Raw genomic sequence first — 26,325 nt, 5'->3', positions numbered from 1 at the left:
CGGCGCAAGAGAAGAATTTCCGGATCAGGCGGCTTGGACAGGGCAGGGCGGACTCAGGGTACAATCGTGCCTCGCTCCTTTTCGCCCCACCTATGTTCCCTCGCCGTAGCTCCCTCATCGCCTGCGCCGCACTGTTTCTCACCGCCTGCGGCAGCACCCCGACCCCGCCTCCCGTTACCCCGGTTGCCCAGCAGGCAACGCCGCCGGCGCCGCCGCGCAAGGTCCGTATCGGCCTCGCCCTCGGTGGCGGCGCCGCTCGCGGCTTCGCGCACATTGGCGTCATCAAGGCGCTCGAAGCCCAGGGCATCGTGCCCGAGATCGTGGTCGGCACCAGCGCCGGCTCGGTGGTGGGGGCCCTGTACGCCTCCGGCATGAACGGCTTCGCGCTGCAGAAGACGGCGCTGGCGATGGACGAGGCCACGATTTCGGACTGGGCCCTGCCGCTGTTCGGCAAGTCCACCGGCGTGCTGAAAGGCGAAGCGCTGCAGAGCTACGTCAACAAGGCCGTCAACAATGTGCCGATGGAGCGCCTGAAGATCCGCTTCGGCGCCGTCGCTACCGACCTCAAGACCGGCCAGCCGATCCTGTTCAACAAGGGCAACACTGGCATGGCCGTGCGCGCGTCCTCGGCCGTGCCAAGCGTGTTCCAGCCGGTCAAGATTGGCGCCAATTCCTATGTCGATGGCGGCCTGGTGGCCCCGGTGCCGGTCAAGTTCGTCAAGGACATGGGCGCGGACTTCATTATTGCGGTGAACATCTCCAGCGCCACCGAGGGCGCGGCGACGGCCAGTTCGCTTGACGTGCTGATGCAGACCTTCAGCATCATGGGCCAGCGCCTGAACCATTTCGAGCTGAAGGAAGCCGACATCGTCATCACCCCGGCCCTGGGCAATATGGGCAGCGGCGACTTCAGCAACCGCAACCTGGCGATCCTCGCCGGCGAGCAGGCGGCAGCCAGTGTGATGCCGCAGATCAAGGCCAAGCTCAAGGCCAAGCAGCAACCCTAATCAACAGGACCCCACATGCAATCGAAGCCCTACCTCACCCTGGAAGACGTCAAGAACATCGCCGCGGCTGCCGAAGCCGAAGCGCTGCGCAACAGCTGGGCCGTATCGGTCGCCATCGTCGACGACGGCGGCCACCTGCTGTGGTACCAGCGCCTGGACGGCGCGGCGCCATCGTCGGCCTATATCGCACCGGCCAAGGCCCGCACCGCCGCGCTCGGCCGCCGCGAGTCGAAGGTGTATGAGGACATGATCAATAACGGCCGCACCTCCTTCCTGTCGGCGCCGGAGCTGGAAGGGATGCTCGAAGGCGGCGTGCCCGTCATCGTCGATGGCCACGTGATTGGCGCGGTGGGCGTGTCGGGCGTGAAGTCGAACGAGGACGCGCAGGTTGCCAAGGCCGGCATCGCCGCGCTGGTCGGCGCATAAGGCTGGGTTGCTCCGGGGAAGGGCGCCTGCGGGCGCCCTTTTGCTTTCAGCGAAACAAGTGTTTCCGCGCCGATTTCATTCTGGTTTCGGCAAAAATAGCGCCACTTCTATAGAATTGCTGCATTGCCGAAACCAGCCGATCCGCGCTATAATTTGGAAGTTTAACCATTCACACATTTGCCGTAGCGCCTACCCACCATCCCTCATTCAACTAGATATCCATCTCCCGGCTAGCAGCACTCCGCCCGGGCGCCTTGGATGTCGGTCTGACGTGGCGCAGCTACGGTAACTTTATTGGGAGTTACCCTTGCCGCCATTTTTTTCTGGCCCAGCCGTCCCGGCCATCCTGGCCCTCGCAGACGGAACGATTTTCAAAGGATATTCCATTGGCGCCGCCGGCCATACGACCGGTGAAGTGGTGTTCAACACCGCGATGACCGGCTACCAGGAAATCCTGACCGACCCCAGCTATTCGCGCCAGATGGTCACCCTGACCTATCCGCACATCGGCAACTATGGCGTCAACGCCGCCGACGTCGAGGCATCGAAAGTCCATGCCGCCGGCCTGATCATCCGTGACCTGCCGCTGCTGGCATCGAATTTCCGCTCCACCATGTCGCTTGGTGACTACCTGAAGGCAGAGAACGTGGTCGCCATCGCGGGCATCGATACCCGCAAGCTGACCCGCATCCTGCGCGAGAAGGGTGCCCAGGGCGGCGCCATCCTCACCGGTACGCAAGGCAACCAGCCGTCGGAGGCGCAGGCGCTGGAACTGGCGCGCTCCTTCCCGGGCCTGTCGGGCATGGACCTGGCCAAGGTCGTATCGGTGAAAGAATCGTATGTGTTCACCGAAACCGAGTGGAAGCTCGGCGAAGGCTACGGCAAGCAAGAGAACCCCCAATACCACGTGGTCGCCTTCGACTACGGCGTCAAGCGCAACATCCTGCGCATGCTGGCCGAGCGCGGCTGCAAAGTGACCGTGCTGCCGGCCCAGTCCACCGCGGCCGACGCGCTGGCGCTGAACCCGGACGGCATTTTCCTGGCCAACGGCCCGGGCGACCCGCAGCCCTGCGACTATGCGATCAAGGCCACCGCCGAGCTGATCGACAAGGGCATCCCGACTTTCGGCATTTGCCTGGGCCACCAGATCATGGCGCTGGCTTCCGGCGCCAAGACGCTCAAGATGAAGTTCGGCCACCACGGCGCCAACCACCCGGTGCAGGACCTCGACAGCAAGAAGGTCTTGATCACGTCGCAAAACCACGGTTTCGCGGTCGACCCCGACACGCTGCCGTCGAACTGCCGCGTCACCCACGTGTCGCTGTTCGATGGTTCGCTGCAGGGCTTCGAGCGTACCGACAAGCCGGCGTTCTGCTTCCAGGGCCACCCGGAAGCCTCGCCTGGCCCAACCGACGTCGCCTACCTGTTTGACCGCTTCATCGGCCTGATGCAAGCAGCGGAGAAAAAATAATATGCCAAAACGTAGTGATATCAAAAGCATCCTGATCATCGGGGCCGGCCCGATCGTCATCGGCCAGGCGGTCGAATTCGATTACTCCGGCGCCCAGGCCTGCAAGGCCCTGCGCGAAGAAGGCTACAAGGTCATCCTGGTCAATTCGAACCCGGCAACCATCATGACCGACCCGGAAACGGCCGACGTCACCTACATCGAGCCGATTACCTGGAAGGTCGTCGAGACCATCATCGCCAAGGAGCGCCCGGACGCGATCCTGCCGACCATGGGCGGCCAGACCGCGCTGAACTGCGCGCTCGACCTGCACCACAACGGCGTGCTGGAAAAATACAATGTCGAGCTGATCGGCGCCACGCCGGAAGCCATCGACAAGGCCGAGGACCGCTCCAAGTTCAAGGACGCGATGACCAAGATCGGCCTGGGTTCGGCGCGCTCGGGCGTGGCGCACTCGATGGAAGAATCCTGGACCGTGCAGCGCGAGCTGGGCTTCCCGACCATCATCCGCCCGTCCTTCACGATGGGTGGCAGCGGCGGCGGCATCGCCTACAACGAAGAAGAATTCGAAGCGATCTGCAAGCGCGGCCTGGAAGCCTCGCCGACCAACGAGCTGCTGATCGAAGAATCGCTGCTCGGCTGGAAAGAGTACGAGATGGAAGTCGTCCGCGATAAAAAGGACAACTGCATCATCATCTGCTCGATCGAAAACCTGGACCCGATGGGCGTGCACACCGGCGACTCGATCACGGTCGCGCCGGCGCAGACGCTGACGGACAAGGAATACCAGATCATGCGCAACGCGTCGATCGACGTGCTGCGCGAGATCGGCGTCGACACCGGCGGCTCGAACGTGCAGTTCGCGATCAACCCGAAGGACGGCCGCATGATCGTCATCGAGATGAACCCGCGCGTGTCGCGTTCGTCGGCGCTGGCCTCGAAAGCCACCGGCTTCCCGATCGCGAAAGTGGCGGCCAAGCTGGCCGTGGGCTTCACGCTGGACGAGCTGCGCAACGAGATCACCGGCGGCGCCACCCCGGCCTCGTTCGAGCCCTCGATCGACTACGTCGTGGTCAAGATCCCGCGCTTCACCTTCGAGAAATTCCCGACCGCCGACAAGCACCTGACCACCCAGATGAAATCGGTGGGCGAGGTGATGGCGATGGGCCGCACCTTCCAGGAATCGTTCCAGAAGGCGCTGCGCGGCCTGGAAGTGGGCGTCGATGGCCTGAACGAGAAGACCCGCGACCGCGAGAAGATCGAAGAAGAACTCGGCGAGCCGGGCCCGGACCGCATCTGGTACGTGGGCGACGCCTTCGCCCAGGGCTTCACGCTGGAAGAGGTGCACAACCTCACCAAGATCGACCCGTGGTTCCTGGTGCAGATCAAGGAGATCGTCGACATCGAACTGTGGCTGGATCACCAGAAGCTGGAAAGCCTGGACAAGCCGCTGCTGTATAAACTCAAGCAGAAGGGCTTCTCGGACCGCCGCCTGGCCTTCCTGATGCAGACCACGCCGGCCGCCGTGCGGGCGCGCCGCCATGAGATGGGCATCCGCCCGGTCTACAAGCGCGTCGACACCTGCGCCGCCGAGTTCTCGACCGACACCGCGTACATGTATTCCACGTACGACGAAGAGTGCGAGTCCAACCCGACCGACAAGAAGAAAATCATGGTGCTGGGCGGTGGCCCGAACCGCATCGGCCAGGGCATCGAGTTCGACTACTGCTGCGTGCACGCGGCCCTGGCCATGCGCGAAGACGGCTACGAGACCATCATGGTCAACTGCAACCCGGAGACCGTGTCGACCGACTACGACACCTCGGACCGCCTGTACTTCGAATCGCTGACCCTGGAAGACGTGCTTGAAATCGTCGAGCTGGAAAAGCCGGTGGGCGTGATCGTGCAGTACGGCGGCCAGACCCCATTGAAGCTGGCACTGGACCTGGAAGCGAACGGCGTGCCGATCATCGGCACCTCGCCGGACATGATCGATGCGGCCGAAGACCGCGAGCGTTTCCAGCAGCTGCTGCAAAAGCTCGGCCTGCGCCAGCCGCCGAACCGCACCGCACGCACCGAGGCCGACGCCCTCGCGCTGGCCGATGAAATCGGCTACCCGCTGGTGGTGCGTCCTTCCTATGTGCTGGGCGGCCGCGCGATGGAAATCGTGCACGAGCAGCGCGACCTCGAGCGCTACATGCGTGAAGCGGTCAAGGTGTCGCATGATTCGCCAGTGCTGCTGGACCGCTTCCTGAACGACGCCATCGAAGTCGACGTCGACTGCATCTCGGACGGCGAAGCCACCTTCATCGGCGGCGTGATGGAGCACATCGAGCAGGCCGGCGTGCACTCGGGCGACTCGGCCTGCTCGCTGCCGCCGTATTCGCTGTCGCCGGAAACCATCGCTGAACTCAAGCACCAGACTTCGCTCATGGCCAAGGCCCTGAACGTGGTGGGCCTGATGAACGTGCAGTTCGCGATCCAGCAGTCGGAAGTGGACGGCAAGACGGTCGACACGGTGTTCGTGCTGGAAGTGAACCCGCGCGCTTCGCGTACCGTGCCGTTCGTGTCGAAAGCCACCGGCCTGCAGCTGGCCAAGATTGCGGCGCGCTGCATGGTGGGCCAGACCCTTGCGCAGCAGGGCATCACGCAAGAGGTAACGCCGCCGTTCTACAGCGTCAAGGAAGTGGTGTTCCCGTTCGTGAAATTCCCGGGCGTGGACACCATCCTGGGGCCGGAAATGAAATCGACCGGTGAAGTCATGGGCGTGGGCATGAGCTTCGGCGAGGCCTTCGTGAAATCGCAGCTGGCGGCCGGCATCATCCTGCCGACCAAGGGCACGGTATTCCTGTCGGTGAAGGCCTCGGACAAGCCGCGCGCGGTCGGCGTGGCGCGCGAGCTGGTGGGGCTGGGCTTCTCGCTGGTGGCGACCAAGGGCACCGCCGCCGTGATCTCGGCAGCCGGCATCCCGGTGCGCCAGGTGAACAAGGTGCTGGAAGGCCGTCCGCACGTGGTCGACATGATCAAGAACCGCGAGATCGTCATGGTCGTCAATACGGTGGAAGAAAAGCGCTCGGCGATTACCGACTCGCGCACCATCCGTACCTCGGCCCTGCAGTCGCGCGTGGTCACCTACACGACCATCGCCGGCGCCGAAGCCGCGATCGCCGGCATGCAGCACCTGGACGAACTGCGGGTCTATGATTTACAAGGTCTCCATAAAACCTTAAACTAAGCACCAAGTAGTACCCGTCAAACCACAGAGCTCGCGCGCCCTAGGGCGCGCGCCTCTGTGGTTTTCACTTGGTACCTCGACAAACGAACAGACCATACTGAGATGAACAATACCGTCCCATTGACCAAATACGGCGCCGAACTCCTCAAGGAAGAACTGCACCAGCTCAAGACCAAGGAGCGCCGTAGCGTGATCGACGCGATCGCCGAGGCGCGCTCGCATGGCGACCTGTCGGAAAACGCCGAATACGATGCCGCCAAGGAGCGCCAGGCCTTCGTCGAAGGCCGCATCGCCGAACTCGAAAGCAAGCTCAGCGCCGCCCAGATCATCGACCCGGCCACGCTCGACGCCGAAGGCCGCGTGGTCTTCGCCTCGACCGTCGACCTGGAAGACCTGGACAACGGCCAGAAAGTCACCTACCAGATCGTCGGCCTCGATGAAGCCGACCTGAAGCTGAACAAGGTATCGGTGACTTCGCCGATCGCCCGCGCCCTGATCGGCAAATACGCCGGCGACGTGGTCGAAGTGCAGGCCCCGTCGGGTCCGCGCGAGTACGAAATCCTCGAAGTGCGCTACGTCTGATGACGGGCGCCGCGCCTGCCGCAGGTTCCCGTCCTGGCGCGCGCCTGGCGGCCGCAAGGCTGCTGGTGGCGGTGCTGTGGGCGGGAGCATTGTGGGCGCTGGGCTATATCGCGGCGCCCGCGGTGTTTGCGGCGGTGTCCAGTACCTTGGCGGGCGATGTCGTGGCCGTGCTGCTGGCGCGGCTGGCGTGGGTGTCGATTGCCTGTGCGGGCTTGATGCTGGTGCTGGTGCGGGTGTCGCAAGACCTCGATGCCGGCCGCCGGCGCTTCCTGAACCTGCTGGTGCTGGCGATGCTGGCGTGTGCGCTGGTGATGTTCGTTGGCCTGCAGCCGGGCATGGCGCAGCTGCGCGAGCTGGCCGGGGCAGCTGGGGTGAAGGCGTCGCCGTACTGGACGCAGTTCGCCGTGATGCACGGGGTGTCGCAGCTGTTTCATGTAATCGAGAGCGTGCTGGCGGCGTTTTTGGTCTTGAAGAGCCGCTGACCGCGTCATTTGCACGCTAGCACCGTCGCTCCGGCGAAGGCCGGAGCCTAATTTTCCCTGAAAACCAGTGCGTTTCCTTTTCACCGCATGCGTTCGCGGTGCAAGGGGAGGGGGGGTGGTTTGCGTGGAAAATTGGGTCCCGGCCTTCGCCGGGACGACGGTTCGGAGGTTGGTGGTCACAAAGGAGCGATCACAAATCTCCGGACGAAAAAAAACCGGGTCGCCCCGGTTTTTCCTGCGCAGCCCGAATCTCACTTGTTCAGTGAGGTTTTCTTGGAGCTGGTCTGGCGCGGTTTTGCGCGCTTGATGTTGCCGCCGGCGGTGACCCGCTCGTTCCCCTTGATCATGACCTTGGTGACGCTCGGCTTCTTGGTGCCGCTGGCGCTGGCCTTGACGATGGTGACTTCGCGCATGCCCTTGCCGGACTTGCTGCTGCGTTCCTTGGCCACTTCCTTCTTCGGGCGGTACAGCACCAGCAGCTTGCCGATGTGCTGGACCGGCGCGGCGTCGAGTTCGGCGCTGATCTGTTCGTACATGCCCACGCGGGCTTCGCGGTCGTCGCCGAACACGCGGACCTTGATCAGGCCGTGCGCGTCGAGGCTGGCGGCGATTTCCTTCATGACCGATTCGGTCAGGCCGGATTCGCCGATCATGACGACAGGGGAGAGGCCATGGGCCTCGGCGCGCAGTGCGCTGCGCTCGGCCGGAGTGAGTTTAAGCATAATAATTTTTGGATGTACCTTTAAAAGCAGTATTCTACGCGAATGGCCAAGAACAAATTAAACAAAAACTGGTTGCACGACCATATTAACGACCCCTACGTCAAACTGGCCCAGAAGGAAGGCTTCCGCGCGCGTGCTGCGTTCAAACTCAAGGAAATCGACGAAAGCGAGAAACTGATCAAGCCCGGGCAGGTCATTGTCGACCTCGGCTGCACTCCCGGCAGCTGGGCCCAGTACACCCGGCGCAAGCTTGCCGGCAAGGACGGCGGCGGCATCCACGGCACCATCATCGGGCTCGACATGCTTCCCATGGAGCCGATTGCCGATGTCGAGTTCATCCAGGGAGACTTCCGCGAGGAAGAGGTGCTGGTCCAGCTCAACGCGCTGCTCCAGGGCCGCAAGGCCGACCTGGTCCTGTCCGACATGGCGCCCAACCTGTCGGGGATTCCGACCGCCGATGCGGCGCGAATGGAACACTTGATCGACCTGGCGCTTGAGTTTTCGCAAAGTCACATGAAACCGGGCGGTGCTTTGGTCGTGAAGTGCTTTAAAGATATGGGATTTACCCAGATACTGGAAAAATTCAAGCGCGAATTCACGACCGTCAAGCAGGTCAAACCCAAGGCGAGTCGCGACAAATCGTCGGAAATTTTCCTGCTTGGGCGTGGTCTGAAGAATCCGACAGCGTAAATCGACGTCGAAATGGCCTGTCAAACGCTTTTTGCCCTTGATATTTGGCGCGGCAACCGCACATCAGCCGCGTAAGGCTGGTTGCGCGTGGGCTTGCGCGGCTGGCCCGGTATGTATTAATGGCTTTTTGACACTATTGCCTTAGTTGCGTGGCAGCGTCGGCTTATTACGGTTAAAATCGTCATACTGAAATCGGTAGAGATGCAATTGCATCGGAGGAGTGCTCGTGAATAATATGTTTTCCAAATCCGCCATCTGGGTGGTCGTTGCGCTGCTGTTGTTCATGCTGTTCAAGCAGTTCGACAACCACAGCGTCGCCGGCGGCAGCAAGACCATCGCTTATTCCGAGCTGCTCGACGATGTGAAGGCCCGCCGCATCAAGGACGTCGTGATCGAAGGTTCCAATATCACCGCGACCCGTTCCGACGACACCAAGGTGCGCGCCACCGCCACCATCCTCGATCGCGGCCTCATCGGCGACCTGCGCGAGAACGGCGTGCGCTTCGACGTCAAGCCGCCTGAGGAACCATCGTTCCTGCAACAGGTCTTCATTTCGTGGTTCCCGATGCTGCTGCTCATCGGCGTGTGGGTGTTCTTCATGCGCCAGATGCAGGGCGGCGGCAAGGGCGGCGCTTTCTCCTTCGGCAAGTCGAAGGCGCGCATGCTCGATGAAACCAACAACACTGTCACCTTCGCCGACGTCGCCGGCTGCGACGAAGCGAAGGAAGAAGTCTCCGAGATCGTCGACTTCCTGAAAGACCCGACCAAGTTCCAGAAGCTGGGCGGGCGCATCCCGCGCGGCGTGCTGATGGTCGGTCCTCCGGGTACCGGTAAAACCCTGCTGGCGCGCGCCATCGCGGGCGAAGCCAAGGTGCCGTTCTTCTCGATCTCGGGTTCCGACTTCGTCGAAATGTTCGTCGGCGTCGGTGCAAGCCGTGTCCGCGACATGTTCGAGAACGCCAAGAAGCACTCGCCGTGCATTATCTTCATCGACGAGATCGACGCTGTCGGCCGCCATCGCGGCGCCGGCATGGGCGGCGGTAACGACGAACGCGAACAGACGCTGAACCAGCTGCTGGTGGAAATGGACGGCTTCGAAGCCTCGTCCGGCGTGATCGTCATCGCCGCCACCAACCGCGCCGACGTGCTGGATAAAGCGCTGCTGCGCCCGGGCCGTTTCGACCGCCAGGTGATGGTGGGCCTGCCGGACATCCGCGGCCGCGAGCAGATCCTCAACGTGCACATGCGCAAAGTGCCAATCGGCACCGACGTGAAGGCCGACATCCTGGCGCGCGGCACCCCGGGCTTCTCGGGCGCCGACCTGGCCAACCTGGTCAACGAGGCTGCGCTGTTCGCCGCGCGCCGCAGCAAGCGCCTGGTCGAGATGATCGACTTCGAAGACGCCAAGGACAAGATCTACATGGGTCCTGAGCGCAAGTCGATGATCATCCGCGAGGAAGAGCGCCGCAACACGGCGTACCACGAGTCGGGCCACGCAGTGGTGGCCAAGCTGCTGCCGAAAGCCGACCCGGTGCACAAGGTCACGATCATGCCGCGCGGCTACGCCCTCGGCCTGACCTGGCAGCTGCCCGAGCATGACAACCTGTCCGGCTACAAGGACAAGATGCTCGAGGAAATCTCGATCCTGTTCGGTGGCCGTATCGCCGAAGAGATTTTTGTCGGCCAGATGTCCACCGGCGCCTCGAACGACTTCGCCCGTGCCACCAAACTGGCGCGCTCGATGGTCACCCGCTTCGGCATGTCCGAGAGCATGGGCGTGATGGTCTACGAAGACAGCGAGAACGAAGGCTTCTTCGGCGGCGCCACCAAGACCATCTCGGAAGCCACCCAGCAAAAGGTGGATGCGGAGATCCGCGCCATCCTCGACACCCAGTACGCGCTGTCGCGCCGCCTGCTCGAGGAAAACCGCGACAAGGTCGAAGCCATGACCAAGGCGCTGCTCGACTGGGAAACCATCGATGCCGAGCAAATCAACGACATCATGGCCGGCCGCGAGCCGCGCCAGTCGCCGACCAGCATCCTGACCAAGCGCACGCCGCCAGGCGACGGCGGCTCGGGCGGCGTGGCGCCGAACGCCACGGCACCGGCCTGATCGCACGCTTGACCGCTTGATTGGTCCCACGCAAAAGGCATCCCACCGGATGCCTTTTGCTCGTTAACGCTTCTCCATTTTCTATGCCAAAGTATTTGCAATGCGGCCAATTCAGCTTCGCGCTGGAAGGCGCGGCCTCCACCCATCCGGTCGTGATGGGCATCCTCAACGTCACACCCGATTCGTTTTCCGACGGTGGCCGCTACCAGGGCCTCGAGTTCGCGCTCTCGCATGCCGAAGAGATGATCCGTGACGGCGCCACCATGGTTGACATCGGCGGCGAATCGACGCGGCCCGGCTCGCCCAGCGTGCCGCTGGCGGAAGAGCTGGCGCGCGTGATGCCCACGCTGTACGCGCTGCGAACGCTGGACGTGGCGCTGTCGGTCGATACCACCAAGCCGGAAGTGATGGCGGAATCGATCATCGCCGGCGCCGACATGATCAACGACATCAACGGCTTCCGCGCGCCGGGCGCGATCGAGGCGGTGCGCGACAGCGACTGTGGCCTGTGCGTGATGCACATGCAGGCCACGCCGCAGGACATGCAGGATGCGCCGGCCTACGCCGACGTGGTGGGGGAGGTGATCGCCTTCCTTAATGCGCGAGTGTCGGCCATGGCGGCCGCCGGCATCGCGCGCGAGCGCATCTGTATCGATCCGGGCTTTGGTTTCGGAAAGACGGTCGAGCACAACTACGCGCTGCTGCGTGGCCTGGCACGCATCCGCGACGAAGTCGGCTTGCCCTTGCTGGCCGGCCTGTCGCGCAAGTCGATGATCGGCGCCGTGACTGGGCGGCCGGTAGAACAACGTATCGCAGGCAGTGTCGCTGGGGCATTGGCTGCGGTAACGCATGGCGCTAGAATCGTGCGTGTGCATGATGTAGCAGATACCGTCGATGCCCTCAAGGTATGGCACGCGGCTAATAACGGATAATCACGGAAAAGAAAGAGAAGAATGGCACGTAAATATTTCGGTACGGATGGTATTCGCGGTCTGGTCGGCACGGCGCCGATCACGCCGGACTTCGTCATGCGCCTCGGCTACGCGGCCGGCATGGTGCTGGCCAAGGGCAGCAAATCGACCAGCGGCCGTCCGGTCGTCCTGATCGGCAAGGACACCCGCATTTCGGGCTATATGCTGGAAGCCGCACTGGAAGCCGGCTTCTCGGCCGCCGGCGTGGACGTGATGCTGGCCGGCCCGATGCCGACTCCGGCGATCGCCTACCTGACCCGCGCGCTGCGCCTGCAGGCCGGCGTCGTCCTCTCGGCCTCGCACAACCCGTTCCAGGATAACGGCATCAAGTTCTTCTCGGAACACGGCACCAAGCTGCCGGACGCGGTCGAACTCGAGATCGAAGCCGGCATCGAGCAGCCTATGGGCTGCGTGCCGTCCGACAAGCTCGGCCGCGCGACCCGCCTGCGCGACGCCCAGGGCCGCTACATCGAATTCTGCAAGAGCACCTTCCCGAACGAGCTCGACCTGCGCGGCCTGAAGATCGTCGTCGACAGCGCCAACGGCGCCGCCTACAACATCGCTCCGCACGTGTTCCACGAACTTGGCGCCGAAGTGATCTCGATCGGCGCCCAGCCGGACGGCTTCAACATCAACGCCGGCGTCGGCGCGACGGCACCGAAGGCGCTGTCGGAAGCCGTCGTCGCCCACAAGGCCGACCTCGGCATCGCGCTGGACGGCGACGCCGACCGCCTGATCATGGTCGACGCCACCGGCCGCGTGTACAACGGCGACGAGCTGCTGTACCTGATGGTGCGCGACCGCATGTCGACCGGTCCGGTGCTAGGGGCCGTCGGTACCCTGATGACCAATATGGCGCTTGAAGTGGCCTTTAAACAAATGGGCATCGGCTTCGCGCGCGCCAAGGTGGGTGACCGCTACGTGCTGGAAGTGATGCAGGAGAAGGGCTGGCTGTTCGGCGGCGAAAGCTCGGGCCACCTGCTGGCGCTGGACAAGCACACCACGGGCGACGGCATTGTCTCGGCGCTGCAAGTGCTGTCGGCACTGAAACGCAGCAACAAGTCGCTGGCCGAATGCTGCAGTGAACTGACGCTGTATCCGCAGACCCTGATCAACAAGAAGGTCACGCCTGGTTTCGACTGGACCAGCAACGCCGCCGTCGTGGCCGAGAAGGAAGCCGTGGAGCGCGAACTGGGCGACACCGGCCGTGTGCTGATCCGGGCGTCCGGCACCGAGCCGCTGATCCGCGTGATGGTCGAAGCGAAGGAGGCGGTCACGGCCGACAGCATGGCGCGCCGCATCGCCGACAAACTTGCTGCCTGAAAACCGATGTTGATTTGACGTAGGCGCTCCGAAGGAGTATCATGGATCTTACTTCGGAGTGTAGCGCAGCCCGGTAGCGCACCTGGTTTGGGACCAGGGGGTCCAAGGTTCGAATCCTTGTACTCCGACCAAAGCTTTCCCCTACGGGCTGTCTTTTGACAGCCCGTTTCATTTCCGGCGTGCCAATCGTGCGCGCCATCTTACTGCCCATAGCTCAGTTGGATAGAGCATCAGCCTTCTAAGCTGAGGGTCGCTGGTTCGAACCCAGCTGGGCAGGCCCAAAAACACCGTCCCATTCGTTGATTCTTCGCGATTGCGCCCCGGTGCAGTAAGATCACGGTCCCAGGCCCGGCACCCGCCGTGGCTGCCCTTATATTTTCGGACCGCATGCTTTTCCTCACTGTTCCCTACGCCGAGAAAGATGAAGCGAAGGCGCTCGGCGCCCGCTGGAATCCCACAAAACGCCGCTGGTATGTCCCGGACGGCGTGGCCACGGCCGCCTTCGCCAAGTGGGCAGCGCAAGGCGCCGAAGCCGTCACTGGCTCGGGCGGCGGCGCGCCGTCGGGCGGACGCGTCGACAGCTACCAGGGCAAGACCGTCGTCGGCACCAACTATGTTGCGCTGGACCATGCCTGCAACCCGTTCGAACCCTGCGCGCAGTGTTCGACGGCCCTGGCCGGCACTGCATGGGAAAAGGCGCGCAAGCAGGTGGCCGGCCTGGTCGCCGCGCTCTAACCGGGCGCACGGTCGCAGCGGCAAGCGAACGACATTCCCGGCGCTGCCGTGTTAACGTTTCGGCAGTGCGCACCGCCCCGGGACGCGCAGCGCCGGAGTTCGCCAATGCCCGCCGTACGACTTTTCCAGTTCTGCGTCCTGCTCGCCTCGCTGTGCGGCGCAGCTGGCTTGGTCCGGGCGGCCGATGCACCAGCCACCCCGGTACAGGGTGAGATATTCACGTTGCAACTACCGGCAGGCAGCGCGCCCGCGGCGGACACATCGACGGGGACGGCGCAGTTCATTGGCACGGCCACGGTCATCATCCGGTTCCAGGGATTTACCATCCTGACCGACCCGAACTTCCTGCCCAAGGGCGGTCAGGCGCAACTGGGCTACGGTATCACCGCCGAGCGCAAGACCAGCCCGGCCATCAGCTTTGACAAGCTGCCGCCGATCGACCTGGTCGTACTCTCGCACTTCCATGACGACCATTTCGACAAGCTGGTGCAGGAACGGCTCAAGCCCGCGACACCCATCATCAGCCCGAAGGAAGCGAGCGAGCGGCTCAAGCGCATGGGATTCACGCACACCTATGGCCTGAGCACCTGGGACCGGGTCGACGTGAGCAAGGGCGAGGCTCGCCTGCGCATCACGGCCACGCCTGCTCGCCACGGGCCCGCGGGGGTCGCGGTGCTGCTGCCCAAGACCATGGGCGCGGTGCTGGATTTCGGCGCGAATGCGGCGCTGCCCGATTACCGCATCTACATCAGCGGCGATACGCTGGTCTACGACGATACCGGCGCGATCCCGCAGCGCTTCCCGAACATCGACCTGGCGCTGCTGCACTTGGGCGGTTTGCGCATCCCCGGCGGCGTCAAGCTGACGATGGACGGCAAGGACGGCGTGCGCATGATGCAGGTGGTCCGGCCGAAAATTGCGGTGCCAATCCATGTCGACGATTACGACGTGTTCACGTCACCGCTGGAGGAGTTCGCACGCGAAGTCAAGGCGGCGGGGCTGGAAAAGGAAGTGGTCTACCTGGCGCACGGCGAAACCTATTCGTTCAGCCCGGCACAGCGCTAACTACCCGGTCGACCTGCTTCAAACGCGCGCCCTCGTCATCCTGCTGAGTAAACGCTATGATGCCTGCCTGACAATAATCGCTTCCCAGCCCCGGCATGCCCTACGCGCGCGTACGCAGTCTGAACGATACCCTGGCCCAGCGCGACCGGCGTCTCGTCACCGGCCTGGCGGTATCGGTCCTGCTGCATGGCTTGCTGCTGTCGCTGCAGTTCGGCATTCCCGGTGTCGGCGCCGGACCGGGCGGGCCGATCCAGGTCACGCTGGCGCCCGCGCCGCTGCCGGCGCCCGAACCACTTCCGGTGCCTGCCGTCGCGCCCGTTCCGCCTACTCCCCCCGCCACCTCGACCGCAGCGAAAACCGCCACCGGCATGCAGCTGGTAGACCCGCGCCCGGAGCCCGTCGCCGTCGCCCAGGCGGTGGCGCCCAAGCCGCGGCCGGCCGCCACGGCGACGCCCCGCAAGCCGCCAAAGCGCCGCGCCCCGGTGGCCCCGCCGGTCATCGCAATGGACCAGCAGGACGCCGCCTTCGCGGTGGCGCCGCCCTTGCCGGAGGTCGAACCGGATTCCTTGCCCAGCGTCGCGCTTCCCGACGTGGAAGGAGCGCCGGATGCCGTGGCGGCGCGCGAGGACGAGCAGGCCAGGGAGGCCGCGCGCATTGCTGCCCGGGAGGCGCAGCAGCGCGAGGCCGAACGCCAATTGCGCGAGGACCAGGAGCGCCTCGCGGCCCGGCGCGCCGACGAGCAGCGCCTGCTCGAACAGCAGCGGGCCGAACAGCGCCTGGCGGACCAGCAGCTTGCCGAGCGCCAGCAGGCCGAGCAGCGAGCCCAGGAACAGGCGCGTGACGAGCAGCTGGCCGCCGAGCAGGCGCGCATGGCCAATCAACAGCTTGAAGACCGGCGCCGCACGGAAGCGGAGCAGCAGCGTCTTGCCCAATTGCGCGAGCGCGAAGAAGCATTGGCGCGGGAGGCCCAGGAGCTGCAACGGCGCCAGCTCGCGGCCGAACGCCTGGCGGCCGAGGAAGCCGAGCGGCGCCGCGTGCAGGCGCAGCTGGAAGCGCAGGCGCGCCAACGCGCCGAGGAGCTGGCGCAGCGCCAGGCCGCGGAAGAGGGCGCACGCCGCCTGGCGGAGGAAGCCGGGCGGCGCGCCGCCGCCGAACGCATGCAGGCGCAGCCCCTGCCAGGCAGCGGCAGCGCGGGGCCCGGCGGCCCGGGCAGCGGCAGCGGTGACGGCAACCGGCCGCCCGGCGCCGTACCGGGTAGCGCAATGGCGAGCCGCGCGCGCGAGCTGCTGCGCGGCCTGAGCATCCCGAGCGTGCACCCGCCGCCGGCGCGCCCCGTCAACCCGTTCGCCGGATCGCGCCGGGTGGTCTCCGACGGCGCCGAGGGCGATGTGCCGCTGCGCCTGTACGTCGACAGCGTGCGCCAGAAGCTAGAGCGAAATGCGGTCCTCGGAGGATCGCGTTTCAAGCTGCAGGACGTGCGCATCGACCCGCTGATCAGCCTGTCGCTGCGCAGCGACGGCAGCATCGACGACGTGACCATCGTGCGCTCCAGCGGGCGCCCCGACATGGACGACGCCGTGCGCCGTTTCGTCCAGCTCAATGCGCGCTATTCCGCCTTTCCCCCCAATGTCGCCGCGCGCTTCGACGTCATCGAAATCCGCCGCGTCTGGCGCTTCGTCGACGGCCTGAAATTACTCGAGGAAATGCGGTAGGCGCACACCAGCCCGCAGTTTGATCCGCTACAAAGCCAAGCCTGTTGAACGCCGTACGCTGGACTTAACTGTCCAGTAATGCGTCTATTTTTGATAGGCAACAATCATGGCTTCGATTTGTTCAGCTGCACTATCCGGTTGCCGGTCGCTGGCCCCCGCCATCGCACTGGTACTGGCCTTGGGGGGCTGCACCACCGGCATCCAGTTCGCCGGCGGCGACAAGGAGGGCGGCGGCGATGCGCCGCCCACCGAAAAAATCACCGAGCAGCTGATCGACAGCGAGCGCCGCGCCTATGTCGACCAGGCCCGCCAGGACCTGACGCCGCTTATTGTCCCCAACCCCTCGCCGTACACGATCGGCCAGGGCGATGTGCTGTCGATCGTCGTGTGGGACCATCCCGAGCTGGCCGGCGGCGGCATGACGACCGCCACCGCGGCCGCCGACACCGGCACCATCGCCCCCAATGTCATCCCGCCGGGCTTCGCGGTCGACCACCTGGGCCGCATCCAGTTCCCGCTCATCGGCTTGCAGCACGTCGAGGGACAGACCGAAGAGCAGGCCCGCACCATGCTCACCAAAAAACTGGCGCGCTACATCGCCCAGCCGAGCGTCACCCTGCGCGTGCAGTCCTACCGCAGCAAGCGGGTGTACATCGACGGCGAGGTCAAGGCGCCCGGCCTGCAGGCCATCAACGACATTCCCATGACCCTGGTGGAAGCGCTGAACCGCGCCGGCGGCATGCTGCCCAGCGCCGATCAGAGCCGCATCGTCATTGAACGCGGCCCGCGGCGCTACCAGATCAACCTGCGCGAGCTGGTGCAGAAGGGCGTCAACCCGGGCAGCATGCTGCTGGCGCACGGCGACGTGGTGCGGGTCCATTCGCGCGACGAGAGCAAGGTGTTCGTGTCCGGCGAGGTCGTCACCCCGCGCGCGCTCACCATGCACAACGGCCGCCTCACCCTGAACGAGGCGCTCGGCGAGAGCGGCGGCGTAAGCCCGCTCAGTGGCGACGCGCGCCAGATCTACGTGGTGCGCAAGACGCCCGAGCGCACCCGCGTATTCCAGCTCGATGCGCGCGCCAGCGGCGCCCTGGCCATGGCCGAATCGTTCGAATTGCGCCCGAAGGACGTCGTGTACGTCGCCGCCTCGCCGCTGGCCAACTGGAACCGTCACCTGAGCCTGCTGTTCCCGGGCGCACTGACCTCGGCGGTCGGCGTCACTACCCGTCCCTGAGCACCACCGAGCACCCGACCCCGAGCACCCGTACCTGAGCGAGATCCGCCACCATGAGCAATCCTGCCGACGTCCACCAGCTGACCCATGTCTCGCACAGCCCGCCCGTGCTGTCGGTGCCCTTCGACCCGCGCCCGCCCGAACCCCTGCTCGAGGAGCCCACCGTCGACCTGAAGGGCTACTTCAACACCCTGTACGACAGCCGCTGGCTCATCGGCAGCATTACGGCCTTCATCACCGTGGTGGCGGTGCTGTACGCGCTCGTGGCCAAGCCGGTGTACGAAGCCAACCTCATGATCCACGTCGAGGAAGAAAGCCCGAACGCGTCCAAGAACATCCTGAGCGAAGCCTCGTCGCTGTTCGAAACCAAGAAGGCCGCCATCGCCGAGATGGAGCTGCTGCGCTCGCGCATGGTGGTGTCGCGCGCGGTCGACAACCTGCAGCTGTACATCGAAGTCCAGCCGAAATACTTCCCGGTGGCGGGCTTCTGGTTCGCCACCCAGAACGCCGGCAACCTGTCCAACCCGGGCCTGTTCGGCTACGGCGGCTACGTGTGGGGCGGCGAAAAGGCCGATGTCTCGGTGTTCGAAGTGCCCGAGTCCTGGCTCAACCGCGAATTCGTGCTCACCGCGCGCGCCGGCAACCGCTACCGCTTCTCGGGCGGCGGCCAGCGCCTGGCCTTCGACGGCACGGTGGGCCAGCGCTACCGGGTGCCCTTGCCCGATGGCCTGCTCGAAATCAAGGTTGACCGCCTGTTCGCCAACCCCGGCGCGCGCTTCCGCATCAAGCGCAAGTCGCGCCTGGGCACGATCCAGGCGATCCAGAGTTCGATGGTGATCACCGAGCAGGGCAAGCAGTCGGGCGTGATCGAAGTCAAGCTGCAGGGTGAGAGTTCGGCGCGCATCAACAGCCTGCTGAGCGAGATCGGGCGCGAATACATGCGCCAGAACCTGGCCCGCAAGACCGAGGAAGCAGAAAAATCGCTGGCCTTCCTGAACCAGCAGCTTCCCATCCTCAAGCGCCAGCTGGAGCAGTCCGAAGACCGCTACAACCAGTTCCGCAACGCCCACGGCACGGTCGACCTGCGCGAAGAGGCCCGCATGAGCCTGACGCAGGCGGCGGCGGCGCGCACCCGGCGCATGGAGCTCATGCAGAAGAAAACCGAGCTGCTGGCGCGCTTTACCGAAGACCACCCGATCGTCGCGGCGATCAACCGCCAGCGCAAGGAAGTCGATACCGAGATCGACGCCATCGCCAGCCGCATCCGCACGCTGCCCGTCATGGAGCAGGACGAAGCGCGCCTGACGCGCGACATCAAGGTCAATACCGACCTGTACACGGCGCTGTCGAATACCGCGCAGCAGCTGCGCCTGATCTCGGTCGGGCGGGTGAGCAATGTGCGCCTGGTCGACGCCCCCATCGCTCCGGAGCGCCCGATCAAGCCGAACCGGCCGCTGATCGTCGCAATGGCGGTGGTCACCGGGCTGTTCCTCGGTACCCTCATCGCCTTCACCCGCAAGGCGATGCGCGGCGGGATCGACGACCCGCAGAAAATCGAGCGGATGCTGCGCGCGCGGGTGGTGTATGCCTCGATCCCGCACAGCAGCAACCAGGACAAGCTGATGCGCAAGTCCAAGCCGGACGGCGTGCTGCCCCTGCTGGCGCAGATCCTGCCGGAAGACCCGGCCGTCGAGAGCCTGCGCAGCTTCCGCGCGGCGCTCCAGTTCTCGATGCCGCACTTCAAGAACAACGTCGTCATGATGGCTGGGCCGACGCGCGACCTGGGCAAGTCCTTCATTGCCGCGAATTTCGCGGCCGTCATGGCCGCCAGCGGCAAGCGCGTGCTGCTGATCGACGCCGACATGCGCAACGGCCACCTGCACCGCTACTTCGGCGTGGAACGCGGCAACGGCCTGTCGCGGGCGATCGCCGGCGGCGCGTCGGTCGACGAAGTCATCCACCGCGAGGTGCTGGAGCGCCTCGATTTCATCGCGACCGGCGAACTGCCGACCAACCGGGCCGAATTCCTCCTGCACCTCAATTTCGGCACCCTGCTCGAGACGGTCAGCCCGCACTACGACCTGGTGCTGATCGATCCGCCGCCCGTGCTGGCGGTGGCCGACGCGCTGATCATCGGCGCCCATGCCGGCGCGGTGTTCCTGGTCACGCGCTACGCCATCACGACGGAAGGGCAGATCAACGAGTCGATCAAGCGCCTGAACCATGCCGGCATCTCGCCCCGCGGTGTGCTGTTCAATGATATGGCGCTGCGGCTGGGGGATTACCGGTCGCAGTACGGCGGCGGGCCGCAGCTGGCCTACGTGGCTTGAAGCCAGCCGATGCGCGCGGCAGGTGCGCGCAGATGCCCGCGGCGCGTCCGCCCCTGATCCACTGGCAGGCCGGGAACCCCTGCGTTTTTCGGGGCCTGCCTTTTTTTCGCTTACACGTAGCAGACCCGATTGACGCAACGGACGAATGCCGCGCCATTGCCGCGGGTGTCCCTGGCCCCACGCTGGCTTGCCGCTCAAGCCACTCAAGCCGCGCAATCCGCGACAGCCGCTCCAGCCATTTCGAACGTTCCAGCCGTTATAACCTCCGCAGTCTCCGCAGCCGAGGCAAGCGCCGCAGCCTGCGCGCCAGCCCGGCGTTCGCTCATCACCGCTCCGTGCATCGCCACCGCCGCCGTGTCGAAGCAGGGAAGCGCCTTCCAGCCGCACCCGCCACGCGCTCGCCGGCGCGCGCCATCAGGCGCTGGCCTGGCAATTCACCCGTTCGGGATGTCGGGAACTGTTTGGGGTCGCCAGTGACCGCGCAGACGGCCAGGCGTGACATGGCAGGGCGTCCGGAATGCAGCGAACGGGCCGCCGCCTGTCGAGGCAGCGGCCGGCCCGTTCCGTCCGGGGGCCCGGATCGAAGGCCGCTCAGTCCGGCGACAACACCGCGTGGACCGGCTTGGCGCGCGGGCTGAGGAGCCAGTGCTTCATGGCGTTGCGGATACGGATGGTATGGCGCTCGAACAGCAGGTAGAACACATACGAAATCGCCACGATCGCGCCGACGACGAAGAAGTACCACAGGTAATCCGTCGCAATGGCCGGGTCGAGGCGGTCGCGGCCGAGGAACTGGCGTCCCAGGTAGCGCATCAGCTCGATAACCGGAATATGCAGCACGTAGAGCGAGAATGAGAACTCCGAGAAGAAGACCGCCACGCGGTTGGCCCGGACGTAGGCCGGCGCCCTGGCGTCGACCTGTTGTTGGAGCGAGGCCAGCAGTAGCAGGAATGGGATGCTGCAGATGATGTCCTGGACGAAGGAGCCCGGCACCAGGTCGTCATTGTTGCCGCGCAGCCGGTAATACACGAACAGGGCCAGGGTCAGCAACAACAGCACCCCACGGACCACGTTGCCGCAGTCGATGCGGATGCGCGAGAACGCGGCGCCCAGCAGCCAGATCGCGAAGTACAGCGAAATCATGTCGCGCATCGTCGCCAGCAGCAGGACCAGGGCCGCGGCCGCGGCGGCGCGGCGCAGCACGCCGCCGCCAGCGATCACCAGCAGCAGCAGGGGAAACTGGATGTAGTACCAGGTTTCATGCGCCAGGCTCCACAGCGGATAATTGCCGCCGAAATCAGGCACCGTTTGGGTCTGCAGGCCGAACAGGTTGCCGGCGAAGGACGCCGCCGAGTATTCGTTGGCCGGGTCGAAGTTGACCGGGCCCGGTGCGGCGGCGCCGATGAGCAGGCCGATGCCCAGGGTGAGCAGCAGGGTCGGCAGCAGGACGGTCCAGAGCCGGGTGAAGCGGTCGATCGCATAGTGCGCCAGCGCCTGCGGCTTGCCGAAGCGGTTCATCAGGCTGCCGCCCACCAGCCAGCCGCTGATCAGGAAGAACACCACCACCGCCTGGTGGGCGAAGCCGGTGACGAAGGCCAGGCCCAGGTAGGCCAGGGTGGGCTCCTCCAGCGTGCGCAGGCCGGGATAGATTTCGGCGCGCAGGTGCGAGGCCGCGACCTGCAGGGCCGCCAGGCCGCGCAGCGCGGAGATCAGCAGGGATTGCACCGCATTGTCGCCTAGCGGCGCCCGTGCCTGCCAATGTATCGAGGGGAAGGAAACCATTCTGTTGTTCTCCATTGGTAGTAATCGTTAGCCGCATGTGTCCCATGAAAATGGCTCGGTATTGCCCGACAGCGCCAGCGCCAGCTTGATCATCCAGTAGCCGACATGCGCCGATTGCATCAGCGCCGCTGATGCGACATACACCAGTACGGCGCTGGCTGCAGCCGGCAGCCCGAGCGCGACGCCGCGTGGCTCGGCCTGGTACAGCGTGCCCACGCTGACGCCGGCGCCGAGCAGCCATCCGGCCGCCGCTTCGGCCGCCGCGTGTTCGTCATACAGGACCAGCCCGGCGGTGACGGCCAGCCCCAGCACCAGGCCGGCGCCGGCGGCGGCAAACGCGGGCCCGCGCCCCGCTTGCCGGCACAGCAGGTAGCCAAGTACCGGGTACACCGCCGTCACCCCGGTCGCGTGGCCGCTGAGCGCCTTGAAGTCGAGCACCGGCACATCGACGCCCCAGGCCAGGTAAGCGACCTTGCTGCCGCCCACCAGCGCCAGCGCCCCGGTGTACAGGAGCGTCCAGGCGGCGGCGGCGCGCCAGGCGCGCGCCGCCAGCAGCCAGGCGCCCGCCGCCATCGCCAGCGGCAGGGTCAGCTCGAGGTCGCCCAGGTGCAGCAACTGCATCGCCAGTTCGCGCGCTCAGCGCACGATCGCCGCCAGCGTGTGCGCCAGGATCCGCAGGTCGCCCCAGAAGCTGCGTTCCCTGACATAGCGCACGTAATAGTCGAGCTTGACGGGCAGCACGGCTTCAACGTAGGCCCGCTCGGGATCGGCCGCGCGGGCCAGGATCGCGTTCTCGTCCTTGTAGCGGATCGCGGCCCAGTCGGTGATGCCGGGCGCCACCGACAGCACCACCCGGCGCTGGTCAGGGGGATAGCAGTCGACGTAGCGCGGCACCTCCGGCCGCGGCCCGACCAAGCTCATGCTGCCCTCCAGCACGTTCCACAGCTGGGGCAGCTCGTCGAGCTTGTAGTGGCGCAGGAAGCGGCCGGCGCGGGTCACGCGCGGATCGGCGCCCACGGTCAGCTGCGGCCCGTCGACCGGCCGCAGCGACATGCTGCGGAACTTGTAGATCGTGAACAGCCGGCCGCCGCGGCCGACCCGCTGCTGGCGGTACAGCACCGGACCGCGCGAATCGAGCTTGATCCACAGGGCGATGGCCAGCAGGACCGGCGCCAGCAGGGCCAGCCCCGCCAGCGCGCCCAGCAGGTCGAAGACGCGCTTGCTCATGACAGCAGGGTGCGCAACGCGGCGATGACACGGTCCTGGTCGGTGTCGTTCATCCTGGTGTACAGCGGCAGCGTGAGCATCGCCTCGAAGGCCGCCTCGGCGACCGGGAAGGCGCCCGGATTCAGGCCGCAGGTGTCGCGCCAGTAGGGTTGGCGGTGCAGCGGGATGAAATGCACGCTGGTGCCGATGCCGCGCGCCGCCAGGGCGCGGATCAGCTCGTCTCGTTCGATGCCGGCGCCGTCCTGCAGGCGCACCACGTACAGGTGCCAGGCGTGGGTGCTGCCCTCATTGGCCGGATGCGCCGGCAGCAGCAGGGGCAGGCCGGCCAGGCCTTCGTCGTAGCGCTGGGCCAGCCAGGTACGGCGCTGCTGGAAGCGGTCGATCTTGCGCAGCTGTTCGATGCCGATCGCCGAGGCGATATCGGTGAGGTTGTACTTGAAACCGGCCGCAACGACCTCGTAGTACCAGGCCGGCACCCGCGAGTTGTAGCGGTCGAACGCATCCTGGCTGATGCCGTGCAGGCGCATCACGCGGATGCGCGCCGCCAGCGCCGGGTGGCGCGTCACCACCATCCCGCCTTCGCCGGTGGTCATGGTCTTGTTCGCGTAGAAGCTGAACACCGTGATGTCGCTGCCCAGAGTGCCGACCAGCTTGCCGTCGAGCCGGGTGGGGAAGGCGTGGGCCGCGTCCTCGATGACGCGCAGCCCGTGGCGCGACGCCAGCGCCAGGATCGCCTCCATGTCGCAGGCCAGCCCGGCGTAATGCACCGGGATGATGGCGCGGGTGCGCGGCGTGACCGCGGCCTCGACCGCGGACGGGGCCACGTTGAGGGTGACAGGGTCGACGTCCACGAACACCGGGCGTGCGCCCAGGTAGCGCACCACTTCGGCCGTTGCCGTGAAGGTGAGCGTGGGGACGATGACCTCGTCGCCCGGCCCGATGCCGACGCTCTCCAGCGCCAGGTGCAGGCCGGCGGTGGCCGAGTTGACCGAGATCGCTTCGACGTCTTCGCCCAGGTAGGTGCGGAATTCCTGTTCGAAGCGGCGGGTGGCGGGGCCGGTGGTCACCCAGCCGGAACGCAGGCAGGCTTCGACGGCGCGGATTTCCTCGTCGCCGATGTCGGGCAGCGCGAAGGGCAGGAATGGGGGAGGAACGACGATATCGTCCATCGGGTCGGCGGCCGCCGGTGCCTGTTCAGCCATGGGAAACCTCGTGTGCGAAAGTGGTCAGGAAACGTTGTCCGAGGACGGGATAGGTCAGGTTCGCCAGCGCGTAGGCGCGGCCGCGTTCGCCCAGCACGCGCCGCTCGGCCCTGGACAGCGCGAGCAGGGCGGCCAGGCCGCGGGCGACGGCGGCCGGATCTTCCGGTGCCACCGTGATGCCGCAGGCGGCTTCGGCGACCGGGTCGTTGCCGGCCTCTACCGCGTGCAGCACCGGGCAGCCGCCCATCATGTAGTCGATCAGTTTGTTCGGCGCGATGCCGAAGCGGTACAGCGGCTGGCGCTGCCAGCCGAGGTAGGCGATGTCGAGCTCGGCCATGAGGGCCGGGATCTGGCTCTTGGGGATCGGCGGCGCAAAATACAGGTGCTTCAGGCCGAGCGCGCGCGCACGGCGCTCGAGGCGGGGTTTTTCGGGGCCATCGCCGACCAGCACGAAGGCCAGCTGCCGGTCGTTCATGAGGCTGGCGGCGTCGAGCAGGGTGTCGAGGGCATTGGCCAGCCCGTGGCTGCCGGCGTAGCCCACCACCGCCAGCCCCTGGGCGCGCAGGCCGGCCAGCAGGGCGTCGAGGGCCTCGGGCAGGGCGGGGGCGGCGGCCAGCCACTCGGCCGGGTCGGTGCCGTTCGGGATCACGTGCAGCTTGTGCGGCGCCATGCCGCGCGCCTCGAGGTGGGCGCGCACCTTGGGCAGGATCGAGACCACCGTGTCGGCATGCCGGCAGGCGTAGTCCTCGGCGGCCTGCAATACCCGGATGAAGGGATGGTGGCGCGAGTAGCCGCCCAATTCCATCGGCGACAGCGGCCACAGGTCGTGCACCTCGTGCAGCAGGCGCGCGTTGGCGAGGCGGGCGATGCGGTGGGCCGGCCAGATATCGAGCGGATAGGTGCTCGACGCGATCACCACCTGAGGCCCCACCTCGCGCACCAGCGTGCCCGCCTCGCGCCACAGGCGCGCGACGAAGGACGCCATGTTGCGCACCCGCTGTACGCCATTGCCGCGGTAGGACGGTGTGGCGAACCAGGTGTAGCCGATGCCGTCGATGGTCTCGTCGCGCCGGCTGCGGCCCCCCATGTCGGGCGCGCGGGCGCGCACGTGAGCGTGGCTGGCGGCCACGATGCGCACCCGGTGGCCAAGACGGACCCACTCGCGTGCGAGGTAATAGGGCCGGTATTCCATGCCGTGGTGGACCGAGCCGGCATAGTGGTTGATCAAGAGGATGTTCATGCCCAGCGCCACGCCATTTCTTCGATCGCGCGGCGCACATTGAGGCGCGTGCTCTCAAACCAGTTGGTTTCCCATTGCACCGGATGGGTCAGCAGGCAGATGTTGGTGTGCTTGCCGAGGGCGTCGAACGGCGACAGCGGGTAGTAATAGACCGGGTGCTTGCGGTCGCTGATGTAGATGTCGAAGCAGCGCAGCAGCTCGGCGTCGTAGGATTCGCATTCGATGCCGCAGCGGCGGCGCAGCGCCTCGTCGCGCAGGAGTTCGTGGTTGATCACCTTGAGGCGGCGGTTGGCGAAGTCGCCGTGGCTGGCCACGGTGGTGATGGGCAGGCCCAGGCGCTCGACGATGTGGCTGACGTTGCGCGCGAACAGTTCGCGGATCTCGGGGAAGCGCTGGCGCACCGCCTCGGCGCTGCGCAGGCGGTGGCGCTTGGCGAAATCGGCCACCTCCTCATAGTGGTAGCTCGCTTCGCTGCCGGCCGCCTCGATGTCGCGCATGAAGCCGAAATCGAGCGTGGACAGCCGGAAGTAATAGCTGGCGCGCACCCCATGGCGCGATTCGATGGCGAACATCTTGCGCGCGGTGCGCAGGTCGCTGTCGATGTCGTGGCGGTGCACGAAGGCGTTGCCGGCGGGACGGTCATTGCCATGGATGTCGCGGAAGAACTCGCGCACCGACATCTGGGTGTAGCCGGCAGCGGCGACGTCGCGCACCAGCGCCTCGTATTCGCCGAGCCGGCTCGGCATCAGGTAATCGGCATACACACGGTTGAGCATGGC

The 26,325-nt window shown here is 65.8% G+C and carries 22 protein-coding genes and 2 tRNA genes; 17 read left to right on the top strand and 7 right to left on the bottom strand.

Translation table 11 applies throughout. From position 1 onward, the window contains the following. The first annotated feature begins 92 nt into the window (after positions 1-92). From BM031_RS02485 to BM031_RS02460, 6 genes are all read left to right on the top strand, one after another. Positions 93-1,007: a patatin-like phospholipase family protein gene (locus tag BM031_RS02485; protein ID WP_091870653.1), complete on the top strand. Its 915-nt coding sequence runs from the start codon at positions 93-95 to the stop codon at positions 1,005-1,007. A 15-nt stretch (positions 1,008-1,022) separates the two neighbouring features. After that, on the top strand, positions 1,023-1,433 hold the full coding sequence (locus tag BM031_RS02480) for a GlcG/HbpS family heme-binding protein (protein WP_091870651.1): 411 nt from the start codon (positions 1,023-1,025) through the stop codon (positions 1,431-1,433). A 307-nt stretch (positions 1,434-1,740) separates the two neighbouring features. Beyond that, the gene (gene carA, locus BM031_RS02475) at positions 1,741-2,904 is read left to right on the top strand and encodes a glutamine-hydrolyzing carbamoyl-phosphate synthase small subunit (protein ID WP_091870649.1); all 1,164 of its coding nucleotides are present in this window, start codon (positions 1,741-1,743) and stop codon (positions 2,902-2,904) included. Between the two features lies 1 nt (position 2,905). After that, positions 2,906-6,136, top strand: a complete 3,231-nt coding sequence (gene carB, locus BM031_RS02470; protein WP_091870646.1) for a carbamoyl-phosphate synthase large subunit — start codon at positions 2,906-2,908, stop codon at positions 6,134-6,136. Positions 6,137-6,238: 102 nt separating this feature from the next. Next, the gene (gene greA, locus BM031_RS02465) at positions 6,239-6,718 is read left to right on the top strand and encodes a transcription elongation factor GreA (RefSeq protein ID WP_091870643.1); all 480 of its coding nucleotides are present in this window, start codon (positions 6,239-6,241) and stop codon (positions 6,716-6,718) included. After that, positions 6,718-7,200: a DUF4149 domain-containing protein gene (locus BM031_RS02460; protein WP_091870641.1), complete on the top strand. Its 483-nt coding sequence runs from the start codon at positions 6,718-6,720 to the stop codon at positions 7,198-7,200. Before greA ends, BM031_RS02460 begins: the two co-directional genes overlap by 1 nt. 251 nt (positions 7,201-7,451) lie before the next feature. Here BM031_RS02460 and yhbY read toward each other — a convergent pair whose 3' ends face one another. Further along, positions 7,452-7,922 (bottom strand): ribosome assembly RNA-binding protein YhbY, encoded by a 471-nt coding sequence (gene yhbY / locus BM031_RS02455; protein WP_091870638.1) that lies wholly within the window; start codon positions 7,920-7,922, stop codon positions 7,452-7,454. Between the two features lie 42 nt (positions 7,923-7,964). Between yhbY and BM031_RS02450 the strand changes: the two genes are divergently transcribed. The 11 genes from BM031_RS02450 (at position 7,965) to BM031_RS02400 (ending at position 20,095) form a co-directional block, all read left to right on the top strand. Beyond that, complete coding sequence (locus BM031_RS02450) at positions 7,965-8,612, top strand: RlmE family RNA methyltransferase (protein WP_091870635.1); 648 nt, start codon at positions 7,965-7,967, stop codon at positions 8,610-8,612. Positions 8,613-8,838: 226 nt separating this feature from the next. Then, positions 8,839-10,725, top strand: a complete 1,887-nt coding sequence (gene ftsH, locus BM031_RS02445; RefSeq protein ID WP_091871214.1) for an ATP-dependent zinc metalloprotease FtsH — start codon at positions 8,839-8,841, stop codon at positions 10,723-10,725. Between the two features lie 83 nt (positions 10,726-10,808). Beyond that, entirely contained in the window at positions 10,809-11,657 is an 849-nt protein-coding gene (gene folP / locus BM031_RS02440; RefSeq protein ID WP_091870632.1) for a dihydropteroate synthase, read from the top strand. 21 nt (positions 11,658-11,678) lie between these two features. Further along, positions 11,679-13,019, top strand: coding sequence for a phosphoglucosamine mutase (gene glmM / locus BM031_RS02435; protein ID WP_091870630.1), 1,341 nt, complete (start codon positions 11,679-11,681; stop codon positions 13,017-13,019). A 54-nt stretch (positions 13,020-13,073) separates the two neighbouring features. Next, positions 13,074-13,150 (top strand) — tRNA-Pro (locus BM031_RS02430). A gap of 72 nt (positions 13,151-13,222) precedes the next feature. Next, positions 13,223-13,296, top strand: a tRNA-Arg gene (locus BM031_RS02425). 110 nt (positions 13,297-13,406) lie between these two features. Continuing rightward, positions 13,407-13,754, top strand: coding sequence for a DUF5710 domain-containing protein (locus BM031_RS02420; protein WP_091870627.1), 348 nt, complete (start codon positions 13,407-13,409; stop codon positions 13,752-13,754). Between the two features lie 105 nt (positions 13,755-13,859). Further along, positions 13,860-14,819 (top strand): MBL fold metallo-hydrolase, encoded by a 960-nt coding sequence (locus tag BM031_RS02415; RefSeq protein ID WP_091870623.1) that lies wholly within the window; start codon positions 13,860-13,862, stop codon positions 14,817-14,819. Positions 14,820-14,914: 95 nt separating this feature from the next. Continuing rightward, positions 14,915-16,531, top strand: coding sequence for an energy transducer TonB (locus BM031_RS02410; RefSeq protein ID WP_091870621.1), 1,617 nt, complete (start codon positions 14,915-14,917; stop codon positions 16,529-16,531). A 106-nt stretch (positions 16,532-16,637) separates the two neighbouring features. Next, complete coding sequence (locus BM031_RS02405) at positions 16,638-17,765, top strand: polysaccharide biosynthesis/export family protein (protein WP_091870618.1); 1,128 nt, start codon at positions 16,638-16,640, stop codon at positions 17,763-17,765. Positions 17,766-17,818: 53 nt separating this feature from the next. Further along, a complete protein-coding gene (locus BM031_RS02400) occupies positions 17,819-20,095 on the top strand; it encodes a polysaccharide biosynthesis tyrosine autokinase (protein WP_091870616.1) in 2,277 nt (758 codons plus the stop codon). Between the two features lie 591 nt (positions 20,096-20,686). Here BM031_RS02400 and BM031_RS02395 read toward each other — a convergent pair. From BM031_RS02395 to BM031_RS02370, 6 genes are read right to left on the bottom strand one after another with little or no spacing between them, the layout of a single operon-like run. After that, the gene (locus tag BM031_RS02395) at positions 20,687-21,877 is read right to left on the bottom strand and encodes an acyltransferase family protein (protein ID WP_177207633.1); all 1,191 of its coding nucleotides are present in this window, start codon (positions 21,875-21,877) and stop codon (positions 20,687-20,689) included. 27 nt (positions 21,878-21,904) lie between these two features. Then, the gene (locus BM031_RS02390; protein ID WP_091870611.1) at positions 21,905-22,498 is read right to left on the bottom strand and encodes a hypothetical protein; all 594 of its coding nucleotides are present in this window, start codon (positions 22,496-22,498) and stop codon (positions 21,905-21,907) included. 15 nt (positions 22,499-22,513) lie between these two features. Next, entirely contained in the window at positions 22,514-23,104 is a 591-nt protein-coding gene (locus BM031_RS02385) for a sugar transferase (protein WP_091870608.1), read from the bottom strand. Further along, positions 23,101-24,306, bottom strand: coding sequence for a DegT/DnrJ/EryC1/StrS family aminotransferase (locus BM031_RS02380; protein ID WP_307185275.1), 1,206 nt, complete (start codon positions 24,304-24,306; stop codon positions 23,101-23,103). The genes BM031_RS02385 and BM031_RS02380 overlap by 4 nt, the downstream gene beginning before the upstream one ends. Beyond that, positions 24,299-25,546, bottom strand: a complete 1,248-nt coding sequence (locus BM031_RS02375) for a glycosyltransferase family 4 protein (protein WP_091871209.1) — start codon at positions 25,544-25,546, stop codon at positions 24,299-24,301. Before BM031_RS02375 ends, BM031_RS02380 begins: the two co-directional genes overlap by 8 nt. After that, a complete protein-coding gene (locus BM031_RS02370; RefSeq protein WP_229408430.1) occupies positions 25,543-26,322 on the bottom strand; it encodes a polysaccharide deacetylase family protein in 780 nt (259 codons plus the stop codon). Before BM031_RS02370 ends, BM031_RS02375 begins: the two co-directional genes overlap by 4 nt. Positions 26,323-26,325 lie beyond the last annotated feature (3 nt).

The sequence above is a fragment of the Massilia yuzhufengensis genome (assembly GCF_900112225.1).
Taxonomy (GTDB): domain Bacteria; phylum Pseudomonadota; class Gammaproteobacteria; order Burkholderiales; family Burkholderiaceae_D; genus Telluria; species Telluria yuzhufengensis.
The sequence above is the reverse complement of the archived record's forward strand: the minus strand, read 5'-3'. Positions and strand labels throughout refer to the sequence as shown.

Coding starts and splice junctions, on each gene's coding strand:
- BM031_RS02485 (WP_091870653.1), top strand. CDS start 93: ATGTTCCCTCGCCGTAGCTCCCTCATCGCCTGCGCCGCACTGTTTCTC.
- BM031_RS02480 (WP_091870651.1), top strand. CDS start 1,023: ATGCAATCGAAGCCCTACCTCACCCTGGAAGACGTCAAGAACATCGCC.
- carB (WP_091870646.1), top strand. CDS start 2,906: ATGCCAAAACGTAGTGATATCAAAAGCATCCTGATCATCGGGGCCGGC.
- greA (WP_091870643.1), top strand. CDS start 6,239: ATGAACAATACCGTCCCATTGACCAAATACGGCGCCGAACTCCTCAAG.
- BM031_RS02460 (WP_091870641.1), top strand. CDS start 6,718: ATGACGGGCGCCGCGCCTGCCGCAGGTTCCCGTCCTGGCGCGCGCCTG.
- yhbY (WP_091870638.1), bottom strand. CDS start 7,922: ATGCTTAAACTCACTCCGGCCGAGCGCAGCGCACTGCGCGCCGAGGCC.
- BM031_RS02450 (WP_091870635.1), top strand. CDS start 7,965: ATGGCCAAGAACAAATTAAACAAAAACTGGTTGCACGACCATATTAAC.
- folP (WP_091870632.1), top strand. CDS start 10,809: ATGCCAAAGTATTTGCAATGCGGCCAATTCAGCTTCGCGCTGGAAGGC.
- glmM (WP_091870630.1), top strand. CDS start 11,679: ATGGCACGTAAATATTTCGGTACGGATGGTATTCGCGGTCTGGTCGGC.
- BM031_RS02420 (WP_091870627.1), top strand. CDS start 13,407: ATGCTTTTCCTCACTGTTCCCTACGCCGAGAAAGATGAAGCGAAGGCG.
- BM031_RS02415 (WP_091870623.1), top strand. CDS start 13,860: ATGCCCGCCGTACGACTTTTCCAGTTCTGCGTCCTGCTCGCCTCGCTG.
- BM031_RS02410 (WP_091870621.1), top strand. CDS start 14,915: ATGCCCTACGCGCGCGTACGCAGTCTGAACGATACCCTGGCCCAGCGC.
- BM031_RS02405 (WP_091870618.1), top strand. CDS start 16,638: ATGGCTTCGATTTGTTCAGCTGCACTATCCGGTTGCCGGTCGCTGGCC.
- BM031_RS02400 (WP_091870616.1), top strand. CDS start 17,819: ATGAGCAATCCTGCCGACGTCCACCAGCTGACCCATGTCTCGCACAGC.
- BM031_RS02395 (WP_177207633.1), bottom strand. CDS start 21,877: ATGGTTTCCTTCCCCTCGATACATTGGCAGGCACGGGCGCCGCTAGGC.
- BM031_RS02390 (WP_091870611.1), bottom strand. CDS start 22,498: ATGCAGTTGCTGCACCTGGGCGACCTCGAGCTGACCCTGCCGCTGGCG.
- BM031_RS02385 (WP_091870608.1), bottom strand. CDS start 23,104: ATGAGCAAGCGCGTCTTCGACCTGCTGGGCGCGCTGGCGGGGCTGGCC.
- BM031_RS02380 (WP_307185275.1), bottom strand. CDS start 24,306: ATGGCTGAACAGGCACCGGCGGCCGCCGACCCGATGGACGATATCGTC.
- BM031_RS02375 (WP_091871209.1), bottom strand. CDS start 25,546: ATGAACATCCTCTTGATCAACCACTATGCCGGCTCGGTCCACCACGGC.
- BM031_RS02370 (WP_229408430.1), bottom strand. CDS start 26,322: ATGCTCAACCGTGTGTATGCCGATTACCTGATGCCGAGCCGGCTCGGC.